Origin of the sequence: Alteromonas naphthalenivorans, from assembly GCF_000213655.1 — a bacterium.
In the GTDB taxonomy this organism is placed as follows: domain Bacteria; phylum Pseudomonadota; class Gammaproteobacteria; order Enterobacterales; family Alteromonadaceae; genus Alteromonas; species Alteromonas naphthalenivorans.
The window spans coordinates 4,939,093-4,959,351 of record NC_015554.1; the positions used below are offsets into that span (position 1 = coordinate 4,939,093).

General features: G+C 42.9%; 18 protein-coding genes and 1 pseudogene. 5 read left to right on the plus strand and 14 right to left on the minus strand.

What is annotated here, in order from left to right:
• Positions 1-124: 124 nt before the first annotated feature.
• Positions 125-3,131: pseudogene (locus AMBT_RS21615) on the minus strand (TonB-dependent receptor).
• A gap of 447 nt (positions 3,132-3,578) precedes the next feature.
• Here AMBT_RS21615 and AMBT_RS21620 point away from each other — a divergent pair.
• The 4 genes from AMBT_RS21620 to AMBT_RS21635 all read left to right on the plus strand — a co-directional run bounded on the left by AMBT_RS21620 (position 3,579) and on the right by AMBT_RS21635 (position 8,239).
• On the plus strand, positions 3,579-4,916 hold the full coding sequence (locus AMBT_RS21620) for a GH1 family beta-glucosidase (protein WP_041453223.1): 1,338 nt from the start codon (positions 3,579-3,581) through the stop codon (positions 4,914-4,916).
• 21 nt (positions 4,917-4,937) lie between these two features.
• Entirely contained in the window at positions 4,938-6,470 is a 1,533-nt protein-coding gene (locus AMBT_RS21625) for an MFS transporter (RefSeq protein ID WP_013786799.1), read from the plus strand.
• A gap of 78 nt (positions 6,471-6,548) precedes the next feature.
• Entirely contained in the window at positions 6,549-7,550 is a 1,002-nt protein-coding gene (locus AMBT_RS21630; RefSeq protein WP_013786800.1) for a LacI family DNA-binding transcriptional regulator, read from the plus strand.
• A gap of 155 nt (positions 7,551-7,705) precedes the next feature.
• Positions 7,706-8,239, plus strand: coding sequence for a nuclear transport factor 2 family protein (locus AMBT_RS21635; RefSeq protein ID WP_013786801.1), 534 nt, complete (start codon positions 7,706-7,708; stop codon positions 8,237-8,239).
• A 30-nt stretch (positions 8,240-8,269) separates the two neighbouring features.
• On the opposite strand, the gene AMBT_RS21640 is transcribed toward AMBT_RS21635, so the two are convergent.
• The 3 genes from AMBT_RS21640 to AMBT_RS21650 all read right to left on the minus strand — a co-directional run bounded on the left by AMBT_RS21640 (position 8,270) and on the right by AMBT_RS21650 (position 11,040).
• Complete coding sequence (locus tag AMBT_RS21640; protein WP_041452649.1) at positions 8,270-8,905, minus strand: YiaD family glycine zipper/OmpA-like lipoprotein; 636 nt, start codon at positions 8,903-8,905, stop codon at positions 8,270-8,272.
• A gap of 530 nt (positions 8,906-9,435) precedes the next feature.
• Positions 9,436-10,629: a cyclic di-GMP phosphodiesterase gene (locus AMBT_RS21645; RefSeq protein ID WP_013786803.1), complete on the minus strand. Its 1,194-nt coding sequence runs from the start codon at positions 10,627-10,629 to the stop codon at positions 9,436-9,438.
• A gap of 72 nt (positions 10,630-10,701) precedes the next feature.
• On the minus strand, positions 10,702-11,040 hold the full coding sequence (locus tag AMBT_RS21650; protein WP_013786804.1) for an MGMT family protein: 339 nt from the start codon (positions 11,038-11,040) through the stop codon (positions 10,702-10,704).
• Between the two features lie 66 nt (positions 11,041-11,106).
• Between AMBT_RS21650 and AMBT_RS21655 the strand changes: the two genes are divergently transcribed.
• Positions 11,107-11,688 carry a DTW domain-containing protein gene (locus AMBT_RS21655; protein WP_013786805.1) on the plus strand — a complete coding sequence of 194 codons (582 nt, stop codon included), beginning with the start codon at positions 11,107-11,109 and terminating at the stop codon, positions 11,686-11,688.
• Between the two features lie 3 nt (positions 11,689-11,691).
• On the opposite strand, the gene AMBT_RS21660 is transcribed toward AMBT_RS21655, so the two are convergent.
• The 10 genes from AMBT_RS21660 to atpE form a co-directional block, all read right to left on the minus strand.
• Positions 11,692-12,291 (minus strand): glutathione S-transferase family protein, encoded by a 600-nt coding sequence (locus AMBT_RS21660; RefSeq protein ID WP_013786806.1) that lies wholly within the window; start codon positions 12,289-12,291, stop codon positions 11,692-11,694.
• Between the two features lie 41 nt (positions 12,292-12,332).
• Positions 12,333-13,289 carry a hypothetical protein gene (locus tag AMBT_RS21665; protein ID WP_013786807.1) on the minus strand — a complete coding sequence of 319 codons (957 nt, stop codon included), beginning with the start codon at positions 13,287-13,289 and terminating at the stop codon, positions 12,333-12,335.
• A gap of 153 nt (positions 13,290-13,442) precedes the next feature.
• Positions 13,443-14,357, minus strand: a complete 915-nt coding sequence (locus AMBT_RS21670; RefSeq protein ID WP_013786808.1) for a hypothetical protein — start codon at positions 14,355-14,357, stop codon at positions 13,443-13,445.
• A gap of 198 nt (positions 14,358-14,555) precedes the next feature.
• Entirely contained in the window at positions 14,556-14,972 is a 417-nt protein-coding gene (locus AMBT_RS21675; protein WP_013786809.1) for a F0F1 ATP synthase subunit epsilon, read from the minus strand.
• Positions 14,973-15,030: 58 nt separating this feature from the next.
• Positions 15,031-16,416, minus strand: a complete 1,386-nt coding sequence (atpD, locus tag AMBT_RS21680; protein WP_013786810.1) for a F0F1 ATP synthase subunit beta — start codon at positions 16,414-16,416, stop codon at positions 15,031-15,033.
• A gap of 33 nt (positions 16,417-16,449) precedes the next feature.
• A complete protein-coding gene (gene atpG / locus AMBT_RS21685) occupies positions 16,450-17,310 on the minus strand; it encodes a F0F1 ATP synthase subunit gamma (RefSeq protein WP_013786811.1) in 861 nt (286 codons plus the stop codon).
• 62 nt (positions 17,311-17,372) lie between these two features.
• Complete coding sequence (gene atpA, locus AMBT_RS21690; protein WP_013786812.1) at positions 17,373-18,914, minus strand: F0F1 ATP synthase subunit alpha; 1,542 nt, start codon at positions 18,912-18,914, stop codon at positions 17,373-17,375.
• A 13-nt stretch (positions 18,915-18,927) separates the two neighbouring features.
• A complete protein-coding gene (gene atpH / locus AMBT_RS21695) occupies positions 18,928-19,461 on the minus strand; it encodes a F0F1 ATP synthase subunit delta (protein WP_013786813.1) in 534 nt (177 codons plus the stop codon).
• 14 nt (positions 19,462-19,475) lie between these two features.
• Positions 19,476-19,946, minus strand: a complete 471-nt coding sequence (gene atpF, locus AMBT_RS21700) for a F0F1 ATP synthase subunit B (RefSeq protein ID WP_013786814.1) — start codon at positions 19,944-19,946, stop codon at positions 19,476-19,478.
• Between the two features lie 45 nt (positions 19,947-19,991).
• On the minus strand, positions 19,992-20,213 hold the full coding sequence (gene atpE, locus AMBT_RS21705; protein ID WP_012520222.1) for a F0F1 ATP synthase subunit C: 222 nt from the start codon (positions 20,211-20,213) through the stop codon (positions 19,992-19,994).
• Positions 20,214-20,259 lie beyond the last annotated feature (46 nt).

Genomic DNA, 20,259 nt, shown 5'->3' on the forward strand with positions numbered 1-20,259 from the left:
CTTTATTGCTAAGCGTTGTGTTTACTTTACTGTTTTATTCAGTCTCCACTATGACAAAAAAGCCCATTGAGGTGCAACGCATTCCACCCCAATAGGCCATATATCATCTAAGCGTACGCTTTATTTAAAAGGTGTAACGCGCACCCAATGCATAACGCGCTCCTAATTCATCTAGTTGCCACAGCATAGCGCTGGTTCTTCCGTGTCGACGAATATTTTCATCGGTAATGTTTATTCCTTCAAACGATACCGTCAATGCTTCAGACACTTCATACGACATACTAAAATCAATTTGCGAGTATGCTTCTGTATAGCCTGGCTCATTCACATATTGAGACGTGGTATCTAAGAACTTATCACGCCAGTTATAGGCAATACGTGCTTGAAGTGCATCCATTTCATACATGAATATCAAGTTGGCGGTATCACTCAAGCCGACTAACGCAAACTGGGTAATACTTGGGTTTGCATTATTATCAAACCCGATGTCACCGGTAACCGTTGTATAGTTCGCTTGAATACCAAAACCGGTATCGCCGAAGAAGTGTTGTGCAGCCAGCTCAAATCCGTAAATATTGGCATTTTTGTTATTCACAGGCTTCGAATTGATGAAAGTCATCAATGGATCGTCACCATTTGGAATAATGTCGTATTCTGCTTCGAACTGTTCATCGGTCATAGAGTCGTAATCGACGCCATTTTCCATTGCAGCAACCATGTTAAATAACGAGGTATCGCTGATAGGAATACCGCGCGCTTCAAGCTCGTCCATAGCAGCTTGTGCACGAGGGCCTGCGGTAGCATCAGTTAGGCCAAAAATATTCTCTTCAACCTGCTCGTTACCAATAAAGATTTTAACGCGTTTATCGTAAAAACCTACCGATACGTAACTGGTTTCATCAAAGTAGTATTCTAGCGATAAATCTACGTTGTCAGATTCAAGAGGTATAAGGGCCGGGTTACCAGAACTTGCCGTTGCCGTTGGGCCATCGCTAAGAAGGGTGGGGCTACTTGGCGTACCAACGGTAGAAGCTGCACTTAAGTTGTTATAAGTCGGTCTGGCGATGGTTTTGCTATATGAGAAACGTGCAATCACATTTTCCATTACTTCAATATCGAAATCTAACGCAGGAAGGAAGTGATCATAACTTGAATCAACTTCCACATCTTCCATGTCGCTACCGAAACGAACGTTAAAGTCGTTGTTACCTTCCCATGCAATCCCGCTAGGCAAACTGATATTCGCAATAGAAGTAACATCTGTATTTTCGTAACGAATACCGGTCAATAGGTTGTATTCCATACCATTGAGCTCACCGGATAAATCGAGCTCGAAATAAACCGACGTAATATCTTCTTCAATGGTACGGTTAGTTGCAAATGGGTTATTGGCAAGTAAATCGAAACCATACTCGTCAGCGGCGAAAGCACCAATTTCAGCCACGCTTCCGGTGAAACCTTGTGAAAACATACCTGTGGTATTGAAGTCGCTGAATTCACTGGCTAAATCGAGAGGGGTTAATGAACCTGCTGGCAATTCACCTGGATTTTCAATACCCCAGTTACCCATGGTATGACGAGTAAGTGATTGTAGCGACGTACTTTCCATAGCACGAGATTCAATACCGAAGTTAATACTTCCGGTATCCATAGCATAGCTACCGTCAATACGAGCTTGGGTAATTTCTGTTTCTTGTGAAGCAAAGTTCATATCAAGAATTGATGTACCCACATCGTCTTGGTCAAGTACGCCGTTTCCATTTAGATTCGTACGAGAAACATCGTCGAAATCTAGCATCATGATAGGGAAGTCGCCGGAGAAATCGACACCTTGACCGCGAGCAACGTTCGCACCAAGTCCAAGGTTTGTCCATGTACCGTAAGGTGAATCTGGTCGACCTTCTGCAGTAGAATTATGCAAGTCGAAATGCAGCGTTAAATCATCGGTAGCAAAGTATTTAACGTTAAAACCTACTGATTTATTTTCGTTAACCTGATTAAGCTCTTGTATCGCTAAGCCCAAGTCACGAGGCAATAAATCTCTACGCTCTTGCGTAATCAGCACGGGAGTTTTAACCGTATTGTCATCGAAGGTTAGGTTGGTAAAGTAACGGTCGTCCATCCAAATCGACTGCTCTGCACGAGCTTCGTATAAGTCTTGTTTTGAATACGTGTAGTCTAGGGTAGCCACGAGATCATCACTTGGCGCATACTGAAAAGTAAGCTGGGCGTTGGTACGCTCACGCTCTCTGTCCGCCATGTAGTAACGTAAATCTGAAGGGATACCAAATAATTGCCCCATTGCTGGTGCATTATTTAGAACGATAGGATCACCACTATCTGGATTAGCCGGATCTGGAGATTGTGGTACCGTGCCATTAAACGGATTTACTCGCCATTCATTAACGAATGCGCCTTGTGCGGCACTATCACGTTGCTGGTAGGACCCAGTAAAGGTCACCCCAAATACTCTGTCGTCGTTTAAGTAGTTAATAAACCCAGACAGCTCTGGCTGTGACATCGTCACCCACGCGATTTGTCGTGTCATGCAGTGCTTTCGCACCGACACTCGCCATGATGCCAGTTTCAGACGCATCGAATGGTCTTGCAGTACGAATATTAACTGAGGCACCAATACCACCAGTAGCTATACTTGCGCGACCGGTTTTATAAACCTCTACAGCACGGACACTTTCAGATGCTAAATCAGAAAAGTTAAATGCACGAGAATTACCAACACTACCGCCATTAGGTAACGCAGCGCCTGGCATCGTTCTGCCATTTAACGTCACCATGTTGAAATCGGGGCCGAAACCACGCGCCGTAATTTGGCTACCTTCACCGTTATTTCGGCTTATCGATATACCGGTAATACGTTGAAGGGATTCTGCTAAGTTTGTATCAGGAAACTTACCAATGTCTTCAGCGGAAATAGCATCAACAACACCCGCTGAATCGCGCTTAATGCCCATCGATTCTTGAACACTGCTTCGAATCCCAGATACTTGAATGACTTCTATATTGTCATTTTCGCTAGCTTCCTGTGCTTGTACTGGGAACATCAGGCCTGTTCCCAATATTAAAGACAGACTAGTAGCGATTTTAGATTTGTATAGCTTGTTATGTGTCACTGTCTTTCTCTCTTATGTTGTGCTGAGTAATGAGCGCTTCCCAAGAAAGGGCTTTCTCAGGTTTACCAACGAAACACCCGCAAGAGAAAGCGCTTTCTCAAAACTAAGTCATCCTAGACTAAAGATCAACATTTTTTTCACACAAACTTCACAACGAAAAATAAGCTTAATATTAGATAACTGTTCTTATTTATATTTATTATTATAAATCAAAAACTTGAATTATACCCTCAAGTGAAATCTGTGAACATCAACCAGCCAAATGTAAACAGGGAATCTGTAACGTAAAGATAAAACATAACAACTTTACAAAGAAAGCGCTTTCTCAAAATGTTGTGTTCATGCTATAAACAAAATAGGTGAAGTCATCCGTAGCGTTTATTTTTCACGCATTCAAACTTTCACCTCGCTACATTACCGAGAATTGTAATAGGACCCTAAGAAATGATGAAAGACATCGAGCTACCCAAAACAAGCCCCATGTTAGATAAAGAATTTACCTTTGGAACAGCGACTTCTTCTTTTCAAATAGAGGGAGATGCTGAAAATCGAATGGAAAGTATTTGGGATGTTTTTTGTCGCACGCCTGGGGCAGTAGCTGATAATTCTGATGGCGTGGTAGCTTGTGAACATATTCTTAGGTGGCGCGATGATGTTGAAATGCTCAAACAACTTGGCGTAGATGCGTATCGTTTTTCTATATCTTGGCCTCGAGTGATGACTCAGGATGGCGAATTAAATGAAAAAGGCGTTTCTTTTTATATTCAATTACTTGATGTGCTAATTGAAGCGAATATAAAACCGTTCGTCACCCTTTACCATTGGGATTTACCACAGTATTTAGAGACAAAAGGCGGATGGCTGTATCGTCAAACCGCTTACGATTTCGCAAACTATGCTGATAAAATTACCACAGCCCTTGGCGATCGAGTTTATTCTTATGCCACTTTCAACGAACCCTTTTGTTCTGCATATTTAGGCTATGAAATTGGTGTTCATGCGCCTGGCCGAAAAGGAAGAAAGTTCGGTCGAGCTGCCGCCCATCACATTTTACTTGCCCACGGACTAGGTATGCAGGTACTAAGAAAAAATGCGCCTCATGCTTTGAACGGTATCGTGTTGAATTTTACCCCGTGCTATAGCGCATCAGATTCTGAAGCCGATAAGCTCGCCACAGAAATGGCAGATCAATATATAAATCAATGGTATATGCAACCTGTGATGGAAGGGAGTTATCCCTATGTTATCGAGGCATTAGCAGATAGTGACAAGCCTCCCATCGAATCAGGTGACATGGAAATTATTTGTCAGCCTTTAGATTTTCTTGGCATTAACTTCTATACCCGTCTTCATTACTCTGCTCCACATAAAGCAGAAGATCTCTTTCACGAGCACGCCCACCAAGCCCCCATGACGGATATTGGTTGGGAAATTTACCCTGAAGCTTTACGTGAACTGCTCGTTTCTTTGGATGAGCGTTATAAACTTCCACCTGTATACATTACCGAGAACGGGGCTGCCATGGCAGATGTAGTCCAAGATGGTATGGTAGACGACGAAGATAGAATAGACTATTACACTGGCCACCTAAACGCGGTTAATGAAGCGATGGAATCAGGCGTGAAAGTGGGTGGTTACTTCGCGTGGAGCCTCATGGATAACTTTGAATGGGCCGAGGGCTATGAAAAGCGGTTCGGTCTTGTCTATGTCGATTTCGAAACCCAAGAACGTACTTTTAAAAATAGTGCGAAGGCTTACCAACGTTTATTAGCTAGTCGTAAATAACAAATATAAAAGGAATACGCTGTGAATCATTCGTTGAGTGTGCGGGAAAAGATTGGTTATGGGTTGGGCGATGCAGCGGCTAATCTAGTCTGGCGAGGCGCCCTTGCATACTTGGCGGTGTTTTACACAGATACCTTTGGGTTAACTGCTGCGGCCGCTGCCATGCTTTTTTTGGTGGTACGTCTTACGGATGGCGTTACTGACATCATCATGGGAATGATTGCCGATAGAACGCAAACTAAACTCGGTAAATTTCGACCCTGGATATTAGGCTCTACCCCTTTTTTAGGCTTATTCATGGTGCTGTGTTTCACCACACCTGATTTTTCTTATACGAATAAGCTCATCTATGCCTACCTAACCTACATAGGGCTAACCTTAGCTTACACGGTTAATAACGTACCCTATTCAGCGCTAATGGGCGTGATGACAAGCGACGACCGAGAGCGAACCAGTTTATCCGGCTTTCGATTTGCTGGAGCTTTTATGGGAGGACTGCTCGTCATGGGGTGCTTACCTATGCTAGTTGCGTTCTTCGGTGAAGGTAATACTGCAAAGGGTTATCAATATGCCATGTACCTTTTTGCTACTCTCTTAGTCGCATTGATGTTCACGACTGTGGCCACCACCAAGGAGAGGGTTCCAGTAGTGCAAAACGACGGAGCAAGCTTACTTCAAGAACTAAAAGACTTGTCTCGTCAGCTACCGTTAATTCTGTTCCCGCTGTCGGCCATTACTGCCTTTTTCTATTATAGAAATTGGCCAAGTGGCATCGCTTTCGTTGTAGTCATATCGATAACATCCATCTTTATTAAGCGCCTTGTAAATCGACCTGAAGCGAGCAATAGTCGTTCACAACAAGACATCATTGATTTACTTACCAATAAACCCTGGGTCATTTTGCTAGGCATGGGCTTCCTTACTATGATGTTTAACGGCATAAAGTACGGTGTCATTGCCTATTACTTTAAGTACTACATTGGTGATGAATTGCTCACCGGATATTATTTTATTGCCTTATTGGTGGTATCGATATTAGGCGCATTGGCCACGTCAGCATTATCGCGTTTTATGGGCAGGAAAAATCTATTTATTCTCTCGTTATTGGCTAGCAGCGCACTTACATGTGCAATTTACTTTGTGCCACTAGGTTCTGTTACGGGCATATTTGTATTGGGATGTAGTGCGGAGTTTTTCGCTGCGATCATGCCAACCTTATTCTTTTCCATGCTTGGCGACTCTGCAGATTATAACGAATGGCGTACAGGCCGAAGAGCGACAGGCTTAGTTTATTCAGCAGGCTCTTTTGTACAGAAAACCGGTGGAGGCTTTGCAGGTGCTCTCGTTCTGTTGGTACTAGGAAGTTATGGTTATGACGGCATGCAAGTCGATTCCATTTCGCAAACCTTACCGGGCATGCAGGCATTGATGAGCTGGATACCTGCCTGCTTTGGTATAGCAGGCGCACTCCTAATTATGCTTTATCCGCTTACCGATGCGCGCCAACAAGAAGTAACAGAGACTTTACTTAAGCGACGTAGCGCAACTGCCTGAATAACGGCATAATGCGCAGTATATAATGCGAACACCGTATTGATGGGCATTGGAAAACTAAGTTGGGGGAAGTAATACGTGGCAACAATCTATGAAGTAGCTGATAAGGCAGGGGTCTCGTTGTCGACGGTATCTCGGGTATTGAACGGTAAAACTACTGTAAATCCCGCCTTAAAAGCCAAGGTAGAAGAAGCCATGTTAGCGCTAAACTATCGCCCCAACTCCATTGCTCGTTCACTGGCCACCAGCCGCTCAGATAGTGTAGGTATTCTCGTTTCAGAGTTAAACTCACCATTTTTTGGTGACTTGATGCAAGCAGTAGAGTTGACGCTGAGAGCCGCTGACAAGCACGTCATTATTACAGTAGGGCACAATAACTTAGAAACCGAACAAGACGCCGTCGAATTTCTAATTGGTCGTAATTGCGATGCTATTATCATGCATGCTGAAGCCATGAGTGATGAGTATTTAAAAACGCTGAATTCATCTCGCCTCCCAATTTCTTTGGTAAACCGCCAAGTTGATGGTGTAGGAGAGGGATGTATTGTGTTAGACAATGAAAAAGGCGGCTATTTAGCCACGCAGCACCTTATTAGCCTAGGCCATAAAAATATTGGCTATATATCAGGGCCTTCTGATAAATGCGATGCAAATCAACGACTGGCAGGTCATAAGCGCGCACTTAAAGAAGCAGGGATAGCCTTTACACCGAATTTAGTCTTTGAAGGAAGCTACACCGAAGAAGACGGTAAAGCAGGTTTGTTAGAGTTACTTTCAGGCGACTCGCCTTTTTCAGCACTGGTATGTGCTAATGATTGGATGGCCTCAGGGGCGATGAGCTGTGCCAGAGATTTAGGAATGAACCTGCCACAAGATTTGTCTATCGTGGGTTTTGATGATGCCGTTTTTGCGCACCATGTATTCCCACGCCTAACCACGGTTAGCAACCCTATCTCAGACATGGCTGCTATGTCAGCACGTCATATTTTAAATGTAGTTTATGGCTACAAAGATGAAGTGCAAACCTTGTTTCAACCTTCATTGATAATACGAGAATCGACTATGGCGTATGAGGCCTAAGTTATTGCTATAACTCCTTATAAGTACTCCCTTTAAAGGGCGCATAAGTACACTTAAGCAATGCGTAAACAGCTCTATGGCGCAGTTTCAATTTAAGATAAACTGATTTGTACTGTTTCATGTGAAACCTTTTCGTCCTTCGGAGCGACACATATATGCGTTTAACTATTACCGCCATCTTATTACTCAGTTGCGTGAATACTGTTGCTGCTGAGGTGTTGACCTCAACAACACAGCCGCATAGTGATACCAAAGTTCAGCCATTGCTAGAAGACGAGATAAAAGTAAACAAGGTGCTCGATTCACTACACCAATTTGCCTCCGATGCAAACTTCGACAGCTACTTTTCACTGTATAGCGACAATGCTATTTTCATTGGTACAGATGCTAGCGAGGTATGGACAATGAGTGCCTTTAAAGCTTATGCACAACCTCACTTTTCGAAAGGACGTGGATGGACATATACCCCCCATTCAAGACATATATATTTTTCAAATAACCGCGATGTGGCGTGGTTCGATGAACTTCTAGATAACGATAGCTTAGGAGTGACACGTGGAACCGGTGTATTGATATTAGAGAACCATAAGTGGAAAGTAAGCCAATATCACTTAACCATTCCCGTTCCAAATGCGCTTGCCGATAGCGTTGCAGAGCAAATTAAATCGCATAGAAAAAAGGGCCAATAAAGGCCCTTTCTTATTAGTTAGCAGCGAACGTTATGACTGAGTTAGCGGCTGAATCTCTAACTCCACACGACGGTTCATCGATCTATTTGCCGCAGTGTCATTTGGCACTTTAGGCTGATATTCACCCATACCTACTGTGGTAATGCGAGTAGAATTAACGCTGTAATTCAATAATACATTTCTAACCGCACCCGCACGGCGCTCAGATAAACCTTGGTTATATTGCTCTGACCCTGTGTCATCAGTATGACCTTTTATCATCAGTACTGTCTTTTCATAGTTATTCACTACTTTGGCAACATCTTGAAGTACTGGGTTAAAGTTAGGGCTGATAGAAGAACTATCGGTAGCAAATGTTATATCGCCAGGCATGATCAAACGTAAATTGTCGCCTTCTCGAACTACTTGAACGCCGGTATCAGATAATTCACTTCGAAGCGCTTCTTCTTGCTTGTCCATGTATCCACCAATCGCGCCACCCGCAATGGCACCAACTGCCGCACCCCACGCGTAGCGACTTTTGTCATTATCTCCCGTCGCCTTACCTATCAACGCGCCCATGACAGCACCAATAGCTGCACCTTTCTGCGAGTTCGATGGATCGTTAGCACAGCCAGCAACGGCTAAAGATGCCGCCATTAAAGTAATTCCTATTTTCTTTTTCATAACATCCTCGGTACGTCGTTATCAACTTTTTAAGTGATGGCGAGCTTACGCCTACTTTTAAACTTTACAGTTACATGCTCGCGTCAATGCTATCTTTACTGTTACTAATTTATCGTCTCAATCTATTGTCCAATACGTCTTGAACGAAATTTGTCGAGCACTAATTATTAACTAACTATTAAGTAGTACAGCAATATGCATTCCACATTCATTAACTGGCATGAGTGTAACCAATAAACGAAAATCGTTAAGGGCATTATAGAGGAAGTTAACTGAACGTAAGCTAAATGGCAGCTTATAGTGCAAGCCTTGAGGTGCCTTCCTACGATACGTAATATTACGATAGGCGGGTGATAACAACCTTATTACGCACGCCGCGTTTGAATAATGTTGGGATGTATAATGTGAAGGTGTTTGTAAAGGGTACAGACAAACGCAACGTTCTTACTTAGTCGCGTTTTTACGACAGTGTGTGTTTAGCGTTCTGCTCAACTCGTACAGAACATATCCATTGGAATATGTTTTAGTGCTTACCCGATAGAGACCAAGCGTTCGAAAAAGGCGTTCACGTCAATTTTATAATCAGAAGCAATAGCCGCTTTTGACACCTTAACGTTTTTTTCTGATGCTAAATCGATATCTTTTGGCTCAAGAAAGTGTGCATTTCGAACAGAATAAAATACCTTAACTTTAGGCGCTAATGGCGAGTCAGTTTGTTCAATAACCATGGCAAGTCGTTCATTCGACAATAGGACTAGGCTTCCTACCGGATAGATACCCATACATTTTATAAATTGTTGTACCAATGGTAAATCTAATCGTGACGGCGCATCGCTTAGCAATATAGAAAACGCTTTTTGGCTCGACATACCAGATTTATACACTCTATCTGCAGTTAAGGCATCGTACATATCCGCAATAGCTAACATGCGGCCTTCACGGCTGATGTTTTCACCTTTAGTGCCCATAGGGTACCCTAAACCATCTAAGCGCTCGTGATGCTCACTGATAGTTCTAATTAAGGTTTTGTCTAAGTCGGTTTCATTTAAATAATCTATCCCGTGTTTAACATGCCCTTTCATGATGTCCATTTCATCGTCAGTTAAACGGTCAGGCTTATGCAGAATTTCATCCGGTATTTGAATTTTACCCAAGTCATGTAGAAAACCTGAATATGAGAGATCTTGAACTTCGCTTTCAGACATTCCTAAATGACGACCAAAGTTAGCCAGTAATATGGCAACATTTAAAGAATGTTCTAAGAGGTAGTCATCTTTTTCACGAATTTTCGTCAGACACAATAATGCATCGGGGTTACGGTCTACTGAAGACACCAACTTCGCTGAAAATTCTTTAGGAATACTGCTATCAAAAGGCTGTGCTTTTTTAACACTGCTAAGTAACTGCTTTTGAATTCGCTTGCCTTGAACGTGCAACTTGGTTGCGCGGGTCAATTCGCTTTCAAGGCTTGCCTTAGGTGCTTTCTCTGCAACCTTTTTGCTTACCGGCGCTTCCTTGTTAGGTTCAGGTTCACCTGAAGATACGCTAAACGCTTTATCAGTATCAACAACAAGGGTTAACACGCCCTTTTTTTTAAGGGCATCAGCAATCGCCTGCGAGGTAACTCGTCCTTGGCTTTTAACTGAAAGTTGACCTTTCTGCTCCAGGATTTGATGAACAAACATGCCTGGTTTCAAGTCTTTTATTGTAATTTTCTTAAGCATTATGAGTGAGATACCACTTTAAAAACGCCACACCAACTGGTGATAAATTATGCCAAACACGAGTACATATTCCTACTGGTCTAGTTCGGCCAATAAAGTATACAAACTAGGTTTCCAACCATAAATTTTCATATTCACTCTATGGTTTCTAACTACGACCCCTTCTGATACCAGCAAAGAACGCTGCTCTTCTGCTAGCTCAGATCCTGCCGGAAATGCTATTTTTCCATCAGCTCTTATAACTCGATGCCATCGAGTAGTAACATCAGAGCCTTTTAAGCACTTTCCTACAAGTCTAGCTTTACCCGGCAAACCTGCAAGGTCTGCTAACTGCCCATAGCTGATTACGTAACCACTTGGTACAATTGAAAGCGTTTTTAGTATTTTGGATTGTATCGCTACATCAACCATAACGTATATTATCCATTCTAACTATTTTTAACTGTTTAAGGACTGGGGTTTATACAAAACACGACTATGAGATCTAAATGTGAAAAGTGCAATTACCCTACAAGCACCTGTATTTGTGAAGCAATTTCATCGGTTATAGTACCAATTAAGGTTATTATAATTCAACACGTTAAGGAATCTGCCAATGCTAAGAATACAGCAAGATTAATTAAGCTTTGCGCTAACGATGTAGAGATAATTCCCACTGATAGTATTAGCGAAATGGCTACATTAGCTTCACGATGTAACGTCCAATCAACAGCACTTTTATACCCTAGTGATAACAGTATCGCCCTTGAGTCACAGCGGGAACACATTGCTTCATCACTACAAACACTATTGGTGATAGATGGTAGCTGGAAGCAAGCTTACGCTGTATTGCAACAATTCCCTTGGTTGTCGTCTATACCGAGCTTCCATTTCGAGCACGCCCCCTCTACACAATATAGAATACGGCATACTCGAATTCGTGCAGGGTTATCAACCCTTGAAGCAACGGCCTATACCTTAAACACACTATATAATATTGATACTCAGCCTTTCATTAAGTTACAAGAGGCTATGCAAGAGAATTGGGGAGGGCCCAAAGCCCACCAGCGAGAGACCTAATCACTAGGCCTCCATTGGAATAAACCCTTTTTGATCTTTAATTAGTGTTATCCAATTTCTTATCGCGGGGTAAGCCGCTAGATCGAAGCCTCCCTCGTGTGCAACATGGGTATAAGCAAATAATGAGATGTCTGCCAGCGAAATTTGGTTACCTAGCAAAAATGGGGTTTGACTAAGTTGTTTATCCATCACTTCAAGCGCTCTGTAGCCTCCAGCTTGCTTCGCCTCATATTCTGCTTTTCTGTCCTCAGGTAAGCCAAGATAAAGATTGATATAGCGCGCAACCGCAATATAGGGTTCGTGACTGTATTGCTCGAAAAATTGCCATTGTAATAAAGTGGCAAAAGTAAAAGGAGAGGTGGGAATAAACGCAGAGCCCGAAGCTAAATAATGCATGATGGCATTGGACTCAGACAACACACGTCCATCATCCAGCTCTAGAATAGGAATTTTACCGTTAGGGGACTTTGCTAGAAACGTATCTGTTCGACACTCTCCTTTAAGAATATCGACATCAATCCACTCACATGCCTTCCCAAGTAATGCCAGTAAAAGCTGTAATTTATAGCAATTACCTGAGCGTTTATCGCCGTAAATCAGCATGTCACTCTCCTAATGAAATTTGCTTATTCTATAAGCTACCCTTAGTAGAAGGATTCTACAAATAGAAAGGCAAGCCAAGAGGCGGGTAAAGGCATCATGCACATAAGTAATCTAAGCTTTTGGGGTTTGCTTAAAACTCTACGTAAGGTTTCTTTATTGGTTTCTATCGACTCTATTTCTTTGCTGAGCGATGACTTTACGGCGCTATTTGCTTGCTGACGAATTAACTGTGTAATTTCGCTTTCATAATCTTTCATCACTATATTTGCCACTGTGCGCATTCGTTTCGCCACTATAATCATGGGTAGAAACAAATACGCTGAAATAAAAATGGCATAGACAGTAAGAACAACAATATCGAAGAATGGAACTGGCTTGTTGATCCAAAAAATCGGCGTTAGCGCAAACCCTGAGACCGCTATTAAGGTATTCGACAGCGCCATATTAAAAATCTCTCGCAGCAAGTACAGTTCTTTTACAGCGTCAGAATGTTCCGTTGATGCGAGCTTCTGTAAATAATGAGTGTTACTGAAGACTTGTAAAATAAAGAGCGTTAACAATAACCAAAAAGGGATTGATGTGAGTGCAATAACAAGCACTTCTGGCTCATCTATTCGTGTCACTAAGCCTTCGGATAATAAATACGCAATAGGCATGATCACCCCAATAGAGGTTGACCACATTAAATGTCTAGCGAACTGCCTTCCTAACAGACTGCGATGATGATTAAACTGACTAAGTTTTTCTAAGCTTACTAATGCTGCAATTAATGTACTTGCCGCATTCTTATGAACATTTCTTATCGTAAGCCAAAAAAACCCAGAAAGCAGCGTGGTGCCTAGCGCAGTATTAAAATCTCGCTGATGATTTGCGTCTAGAACAGGCCACGTTAATGACCCAGTCCAATTATGTATAAGTAGGAGGATCAAAACTAAAAAGAGTGGGTACGCCCATACACTTACTACATTGCGGTTACTCTCGTAAGCACTGAACTTCATCGTATTTTTTAATCGCTAGTTATAATAATAGGAAAGTGACACATACGCGTTTACTAAACGCCGAACTAGGAATTATACGGATATCAGAAGTACAAACCAAATTTAAAAAGTACTTAAATATCGCCTTTTAATTTTAGGCGTAAATCTGAAAATTTAAATTAGCGTTTCGACCATTGAAACTAAACCCCACGAAACAGGAATCAAAACAACTGCCACTATAGTTTTTAGTTTATCACTATTTTTAAAAGCTTCACTTGGGGCTCGGGCCATTCTTGACGGCCTATTTTTATCAATATGATTGCTCTGTTCACTGTGGCCTTCGTTTAAGGCTCGAGTCTTCTGCTGTTTTAAGATAGCTTTGAATTTTAACAAGGGCGTAAACGTATATGCCACTATTAGCAGTGACAGACTCACCACCGCTACCACCTCTAAAGATGATACGACTACATTGAACCAAAATATAGGCAGAACGGTTAATAGGCCTAAGGCAATAGTGGCATTGGTCAGAGAAAGCTTGGTTATTACACTAAAAGACGCCCAGTAGTCTGAAGGTTTATTGGTTCCTGGAAGCACCTCCTTTAGCAGGTAGGTCACATTGGATCTGACTTGAAATAGAAATAAGGAAGTAAGAAGGCTAAAAGTAACGAATGATGCGATGTATGAAATGCTTTTAATATTATAGCCTTCGTCACTAATATCCCCTAAAAATGCTAGTACAACCATAAACATACATGAAATTATTACTGAGTTTACAACTTGATGATGAAAGACCTTGGTTAGCCTTTGTCTATGTACTGAAAACTGACCTAACTGATTTTTTTTAACCAACAACGAAATTAAACTGCTTGCTACGTTTTGGTGAATATAACGAAATCCAAACCAGAAATATCCAATAAATAATGAAATACTTACTGCAGAATTAAAACTGCGCTGAGCAGAAATATCGCCAGAATTCGGCCAGTAAAAAGCGCCCGAATACATATTCAATAGCGGTATCGCTAATAAAATTAAGAGAGGAAATAAGCCAATAAACTGTTGTGGTTTATTGGTTGGAGGAGCTATCTTCATAAAACCATCGTATCTACTAACGAGAGAATACAGACAGACTGCTATTGTAATACTACGAATTAGCCACAATCTGCGTAGACAATCATTATATTCAGCAATCCTTATGTTAATCGATTGACGTATTTATTTACACTGTTTATCTATCTATTCAAATAAAAAAACCCGCCAAAAGGCGGGTTTTTATAAACAGCTATTAGATTACTTGCGTAACTTCTGAATAAGGCGAAGTTGTGCGATAGCTTCAGACAACTCTTGAGCTGCTTCTGCGTAATCAAAGTCTGCGCCTGGGTTGGCGATGTGCTCTTGTGCACGTCGTTTGGCTTCTTCTGCTGCTTGCTCATCTAGATCTTCTACACGAACCGCAGTATCAGCCAGTACGGTGACGTTACCAGGCTGTACTTCTAGTACACCACCTGCAACGTAAATAACTTCTTCTTCACCGAACTGCTTAACCAAACGCACCATACCAGGTTTAATAGCAGAGATAAGTGGCGCGTGACCTGGGTGTATACCTAGTTCACCTTCGCTACCTGTCACTTGAATCGTTTCAACAAGACCAGAAAAAATTTCTTTTTCTGCGCTTACTACGTCCAAATGTACTGTCATTGCTGCCATAGAACCTCCTGATTAGGTACGTTAGCACATTAATAGGCTGACAGGGTCAGCCACATAATTATGCTTTATTGGCTTTCTCTTGCGCTTCTTCGATAGAACCAACCATGTAGAAGGCTTGTTCTGGTAGAGAGTCATACTCACCTTCCAGGATACCTTTAAAGCCACTGATAGTGTCTTTAAGCGATACATATTTACCTGGAGAGCCAGTGAATACTTCTGCTACGAAGAAAGGCTGAGAAAGGAAGCGCTGAATTTTACGAGCACGTGATACCACTTGCTTGTCTTCTTCAGACAACTCGTCCATACCTAGGATGGCAATGATGTCTTTCAACTCTTTATAACGCTGAAGTACAGTTTGTACGCCACGTGCTACGTCATAGTGCTCTTGACCAATAACTAATGGGTCAAGCTGACGTGAAGTTGAATCTAGTGGGTCTACCGCAGGGTAGATACCAAGAGACGCGATATCACGAGAAAGTACAACTGTTGCGTCTAAGTGAGCAAAGGTTGTTGCCGGAGATGGATCCGTCAAGTCATCCGCAGGTACGTATACCGCTTGGATTGAAGTGATTGAACCTGTCTTCGTTGACGTAATACGTTCTTGAAGTACACCCATCTCTTCTGCAAGCGTAGGCTGATAACCTACTGCAGACGGCATACGACCTAGAAGTGCTGATACTTCAGTACCTGCTAGGGTATAACGATAGATGTTATCTACGAAGAATAGTACGTCACGACCTTCGTCACGGAACTTCTCAGCCATAGTAAGACCTGTCAAAGCAACACGTAAACGGTTACCAGGAGGCTCATTCATTTGGCCGTAAACCAACGATACTTTATCAAGTACGTTAGAGTCGTTCATTTCATGATAGAAATCGTTACCTTCACGAGTACGCTCACCAACACCGGCGAATACAGAGAAACCACTGTGTTCGATTGCGATGTTACGGATAAGCTCCATCATGTTTACTGTTTTACCTACACCAGCACCACCGAATAGACCAACTTTACCACCCTTAGCGAATGGGCAAACCAAGTCGATTACTTTGATACCAGTTTCTAGTAATTCTACTGAGCTAGACTGATCTTCGTAGCTAGGCGCTGCACGGTGAATAGACATACGGTCTTCTTCGCCAATTGGGCCTGCTTCGTCGATTGGGTTACCCAATACGTCCATGATACGGCCAAGAGTAGCTGTACCCACTGGAACCATAATAGGGTTTTCAGTGTTCTCTACAGCCAAACCGCGCTGTAAGCCATCAGTAGAACCTAGGGCGATAGAGCGAACTACACCGCCACCTAATTGTTGTTGCACTTCTAGGGTTAACCCAGACAAGCCACCTTCGGTAACTCGTAGTGCGTCATAAACTCTTGGTACCGCAGTTTGTGGAAACTCAATGTCCACAACGGCGCCAATGATTTGGACGACCTTACCTTGACTCATAATTTGTCCTCGTTATCTTTTAGAAACCTTTGCCTACACCGCTGCGGCACCGCTCACAATCTCACTAATTTCTTGTGTGATTGCAGCTTGACGCGCTTTGTTATATATCAGTTGCAACTCATCAATTAAGTCGCCAGCGTTGTCGGTTGCTGCCTTCATGGCAACCATTCGCGCAGCTTGTTCTGACGCCGCGTTTTCTACAACACCCTGATACACCTGAGACTCAATGTAACGTACCATCAATGCTTCCAAAATTTCTTTTGGATCTGGTTCGTAAATGTAGTCCCAACGATGCTTATATTCTTCGTCTTCAGACTTTGGCAAAGGCAATAACTGATTGATCACAGGGCTCTGTGTCATGGTGTTTACGAAGTCATTAAATACCAAGAAAACTCGGTCTAATTTGCCTTCGTCGTAAGCTTTAAGCATTACACGTACAACACCTACTACATCGCTCGCAGACGGCTTATCACCCAATCCAGATTCAGCGGCAAGCAAAGTGCCACCAAAACGGTTGAAGAAAGAGCACGCTTTTGAACCTAATGCAGCGAAGTCCACTTCTACACCTTGGTCACGCCATTTTTTGACGTCCTGAGTGACAAGCTTAAATTCATTACTGTTTAAGCCACCACACAAGCCTCGGTCAGTGGAAATCACAATGTAGCCGACGCGCTTAACTTCACGCTCTTCCAAATAAGGATGGCGGAACTCAAGGTTACCGTTAGCAATGTGACCAATCACTTTTAGCATGTTTTGCGCATATGGACGGCCAGAGGCCATACGTTCTTGCGCCCGTTTCATTTTGGACGCAGCAACCATTTCCATTGCACTGGTAATCTTTTGAGTATTTTTGATACTCCCAATCTTACCTTTTATTTCTTTACCGCTGGCCATGACTATTTCTCCGATTACTCAACGTGAAGCCGATGGTGTTTACACATCATCGGCTGCATTGATTACCAAGTTTGTGTCGCTTTAAATTGTGTTAAAGCGTCAGCTAACTTAGCGGCGATTTCGTCGTTGAAGTTACCAGTTTCGTTGATAGTCTTCATAAGGTCAGCGTTTTCGCTGTTCATGTAAGAATGAAGAGCAGCTTCAAAATCTAGGATTTTGTTAAGCTCAACGTCCTTAAGGAAACCTTTTTCAACCGCGAACAATGATACGCCCATATCTGCGATAGATAGTGGTGCATATTGTTTCTGTTTCATTAGCTCTGTTACGCGCTCACCGTGCTCAAGTTGCTCACGGGTTGCATCATCAAGGTCAGATGCGAACTGCGAGAATGCCGCCAATTCACGATACTGAGCAAGTGCAAGACGAATACCACCGCCCAACTTCTTGATAATTTTAGTTTGCGCAGCACCACCAACACGAGATACCGATACACCAGCGTTAACCGCTGGACGGATACCTGCGTTAAACAAGTCAGTTTCTAGGAAGATCTGACCATCTGTAATCGAGATTACGTTGGTAGGTACGAAAGCAGATACGTCACCAGCTTGCGTTTCGATAATTGGAAGCGCAGTTAATGAACCGGTTTTGCCTTTCACTTCACCGTTTGTATAACGCTCAACGTATTGTTCGTTTACACGAGCAGCACGTTCTAGCAAACGAGAGTGAAGATAGAAAACGTCACCAGGGTATGCTTCACGACCAGGAGGACGCTTAAGTAGCAATGAAATTTGACGGTAAGCAACAGCTTGCTTAGACAAATCATCATATACGATTAGCGCATCTTCACCGCGGTCACGGAAGTATTCACCCATAGTACAACCAGAGTATGGTGCAAGGTATTGCAATGCAGCAGACTCAGACGCAGAAGCAGCAACGATAATGGTGTGACCCAATGCGTCGTGCTCTTCAAGCTTACGTACCACGTTAGCGATAGTAGAAGCTTTCTGACCAACCGCTACGTACACACACTTAATGCCTGTACCTTTTTGGTTGATGATAGCGTCGATTGCCATTGCGGTTTTACCACACTGACGGTCGCCGATGATAAGTTCACGCTGACCACGACCCACTGGGATCATGGCATCAACTGACTTATAACCAGTTTGGATTGGCTGATCTACTGATTGACGCTCGATTACACCAGGTGCAATCTTTTCTACTGGCTCAAAGCCAGCTGCATCAATGGCGCCTTTACCGTCGATAGGCTCACCAAGTGTGTTTACAACACGACCTAGTAGGGCATTACCAACAGGTACTTCAAGAATACGGCCTGTAGATTGTACTTTTACGCCTTCCTGTAAGTCCGCATATGGACCCATTACAACCGCACCTACAGAGTCTCGCTCAAGGTTTAGTGCAATAGCGTAGCGGCTTCCAGGAAGCTCAATCATTTCACCTTGCATTACATCGGCAAGGCCATGAATGCGGATAATACCGTCAGTTACTGCGACGATAGTACCTTCATTGCGTGCTTCACTGCTTACATTGAACTGTTCAATTCTTTTCTTGATCAGTTCAGCAATTTCAGTGGAATTAAGTTGCATGCTCTTATCCCCGTTATGCTTGCAACGCGTCTGCTAGACGGTTCAATTTCGATTTTACGGAACCATCTATTACTGTATCGCCGGCTTTAATAACCATTCCAGCGATCAGGTCAGGATTCACGTTACAATTAAGCTTCACTTTACGTGCCAAACGTTTTTCCAACGATGCAACCAAATCGGTTTTCTGTGCATCGTTCAGCGCAGAGGCTGAAGTTACGTCTACTTCAATTTCTTTGTCGTAATCTGCTTTAAAGGCATCAAACACATTTGAAATTTCAGGCAACGCGGCTAAACGTTTATTTTCAGCCAGTACCTTTACAAGGTTCTGGCCATGATCATCGAGTTGCTCACCACAAACATTGATGAAAACGTCAGCTAGCGTATCTGCAGCTACTGCTCCAGATAACAACTGATGTATATCATCGTTTTGTGCTACTGCACCTGCAAAGGTCAGCATTTCTTGCCACTTCGCAATGGCATTCTTCTCGACGGCGAAATCGAAAGCTGCTTTAGCGTAAGGACGAGCAACGGTTGTCAATTCAGACATGGCTCATCTCCCTCTTAAAGCTCAGCGACAAGTTTTTCAACAATGTCGTTTTGTGCGTTAGCATCAATTTCACGTTGTAAGATTTGCTGTGCGCCAGCTACTGCTAATGCAGACACTTGCTTGCGCAAATCTTCTTTGGCACGATTGCGTTCAGCTTCAATTTCGGTGTAGCCAGAAGCAATAATCTTCTCGCGTTCTGCATGGCCCTTCTGCGTTTCTTCGTCAACCAATTGGTTGGCGCGCTTTTTGGCTTGCTCGATAATTTCGGCTGCTTGCGCTTTCGCATCTTTCATTTGCTCAGTGGCTTTCGCTTGAGCAAGTTCTAAGTCTTTCTCTGCCCGTTCAGAAGCTTCAAGCCCATCGGCTATTTTCTTCTGACGTTCTTCAATCGCTGCCATCAGCGGTGGCCACACATATTTCATGCAGAACACCACGAACACAGCGAAGGCGATTAATTGACCAATAAAAGTGGCGTTAAAATTCACAATCGCCCCTCCTCTAAAAGTTCGCTAAAAAAGTGTGTAGTAAAATTAGGCACCAACAGCGAACAATAGGTATAGAGCGATACCAACACCGATCATCGCGATAGCGTCAATAAGACCTGCTACGATGAACATCTTAACTTGAAGTTGAGGTGCTAGTTCAGGTTGGCGAGCAGCAGATTCTAGGAATTTACCACCCAGCAGACCGAAACCAATAGCGGTACCAAGGGCACCAAGACCGATCAGTAGTGCAACTGCGATGTATAACATGTACGTCTCCGATTTAAGTTAAATTTAAAGTTAATGTTAAAAGTAG

What these genes read in the sequence shown, in the direction of transcription:
- AMBT_RS21675 (WP_013786809.1), bottom strand. Translation starts at nt 14,972, where the DNA reads ATGGCAGCAATGACAGTACATTTGGACGTAGTAAGCGCAGAAAAAGAA.
- atpD (WP_013786810.1), bottom strand. Translation starts at nt 16,416, where the DNA reads ATGAGTCAAGGTAAGGTCGTCCAAATCATTGGCGCCGTTGTGGACATT.
- atpG (WP_013786811.1), bottom strand. Translation starts at nt 17,310, where the DNA reads ATGGCCAGCGGTAAAGAAATAAAAGGTAAGATTGGGAGTATCAAAAAT.
- AMBT_RS21640 (WP_041452649.1), bottom strand. Translation starts at nt 8,905, where the DNA reads ATGAAAAAGAAAATAGGAATTACTTTAATGGCGGCATCTTTAGCCGTT.
- AMBT_RS21635 (WP_013786801.1), top strand. Translation starts at nt 7,706, where the DNA reads ATGCGTTTAACTATTACCGCCATCTTATTACTCAGTTGCGTGAATACT.
- atpE (WP_012520222.1), bottom strand. Translation starts at nt 20,213, where the DNA reads ATGTTATACATCGCAGTTGCACTACTGATCGGTCTTGGTGCCCTTGGT.
- AMBT_RS21665 (WP_013786807.1), bottom strand. Translation starts at nt 13,289, where the DNA reads ATGAAGTTCAGTGCTTACGAGAGTAACCGCAATGTAGTAAGTGTATGG.
- atpH (WP_013786813.1), bottom strand. Translation starts at nt 19,461, where the DNA reads ATGTCTGAATTGACAACCGTTGCTCGTCCTTACGCTAAAGCAGCTTTC.
- AMBT_RS21620 (WP_041453223.1), top strand. Translation starts at nt 3,579, where the DNA reads ATGAAAGACATCGAGCTACCCAAAACAAGCCCCATGTTAGATAAAGAA.
- AMBT_RS21645 (WP_013786803.1), bottom strand. Translation starts at nt 10,629, where the DNA reads ATGCTTAAGAAAATTACAATAAAAGACTTGAAACCAGGCATGTTTGTT.
- atpA (WP_013786812.1), bottom strand. Translation starts at nt 18,914, where the DNA reads ATGCAACTTAATTCCACTGAAATTGCTGAACTGATCAAGAAAAGAATT.
- AMBT_RS21670 (WP_013786808.1), bottom strand. Translation starts at nt 14,357, where the DNA reads ATGAAGATAGCTCCTCCAACCAATAAACCACAACAGTTTATTGGCTTA.
- AMBT_RS21655 (WP_013786805.1), top strand. Translation starts at nt 11,107, where the DNA reads ATGAGATCTAAATGTGAAAAGTGCAATTACCCTACAAGCACCTGTATT.
- AMBT_RS21650 (WP_013786804.1), bottom strand. Translation starts at nt 11,040, where the DNA reads ATGGTTGATGTAGCGATACAATCCAAAATACTAAAAACGCTTTCAATT.
- AMBT_RS21660 (WP_013786806.1), bottom strand. Translation starts at nt 12,291, where the DNA reads ATGCTGATTTACGGCGATAAACGCTCAGGTAATTGCTATAAATTACAG.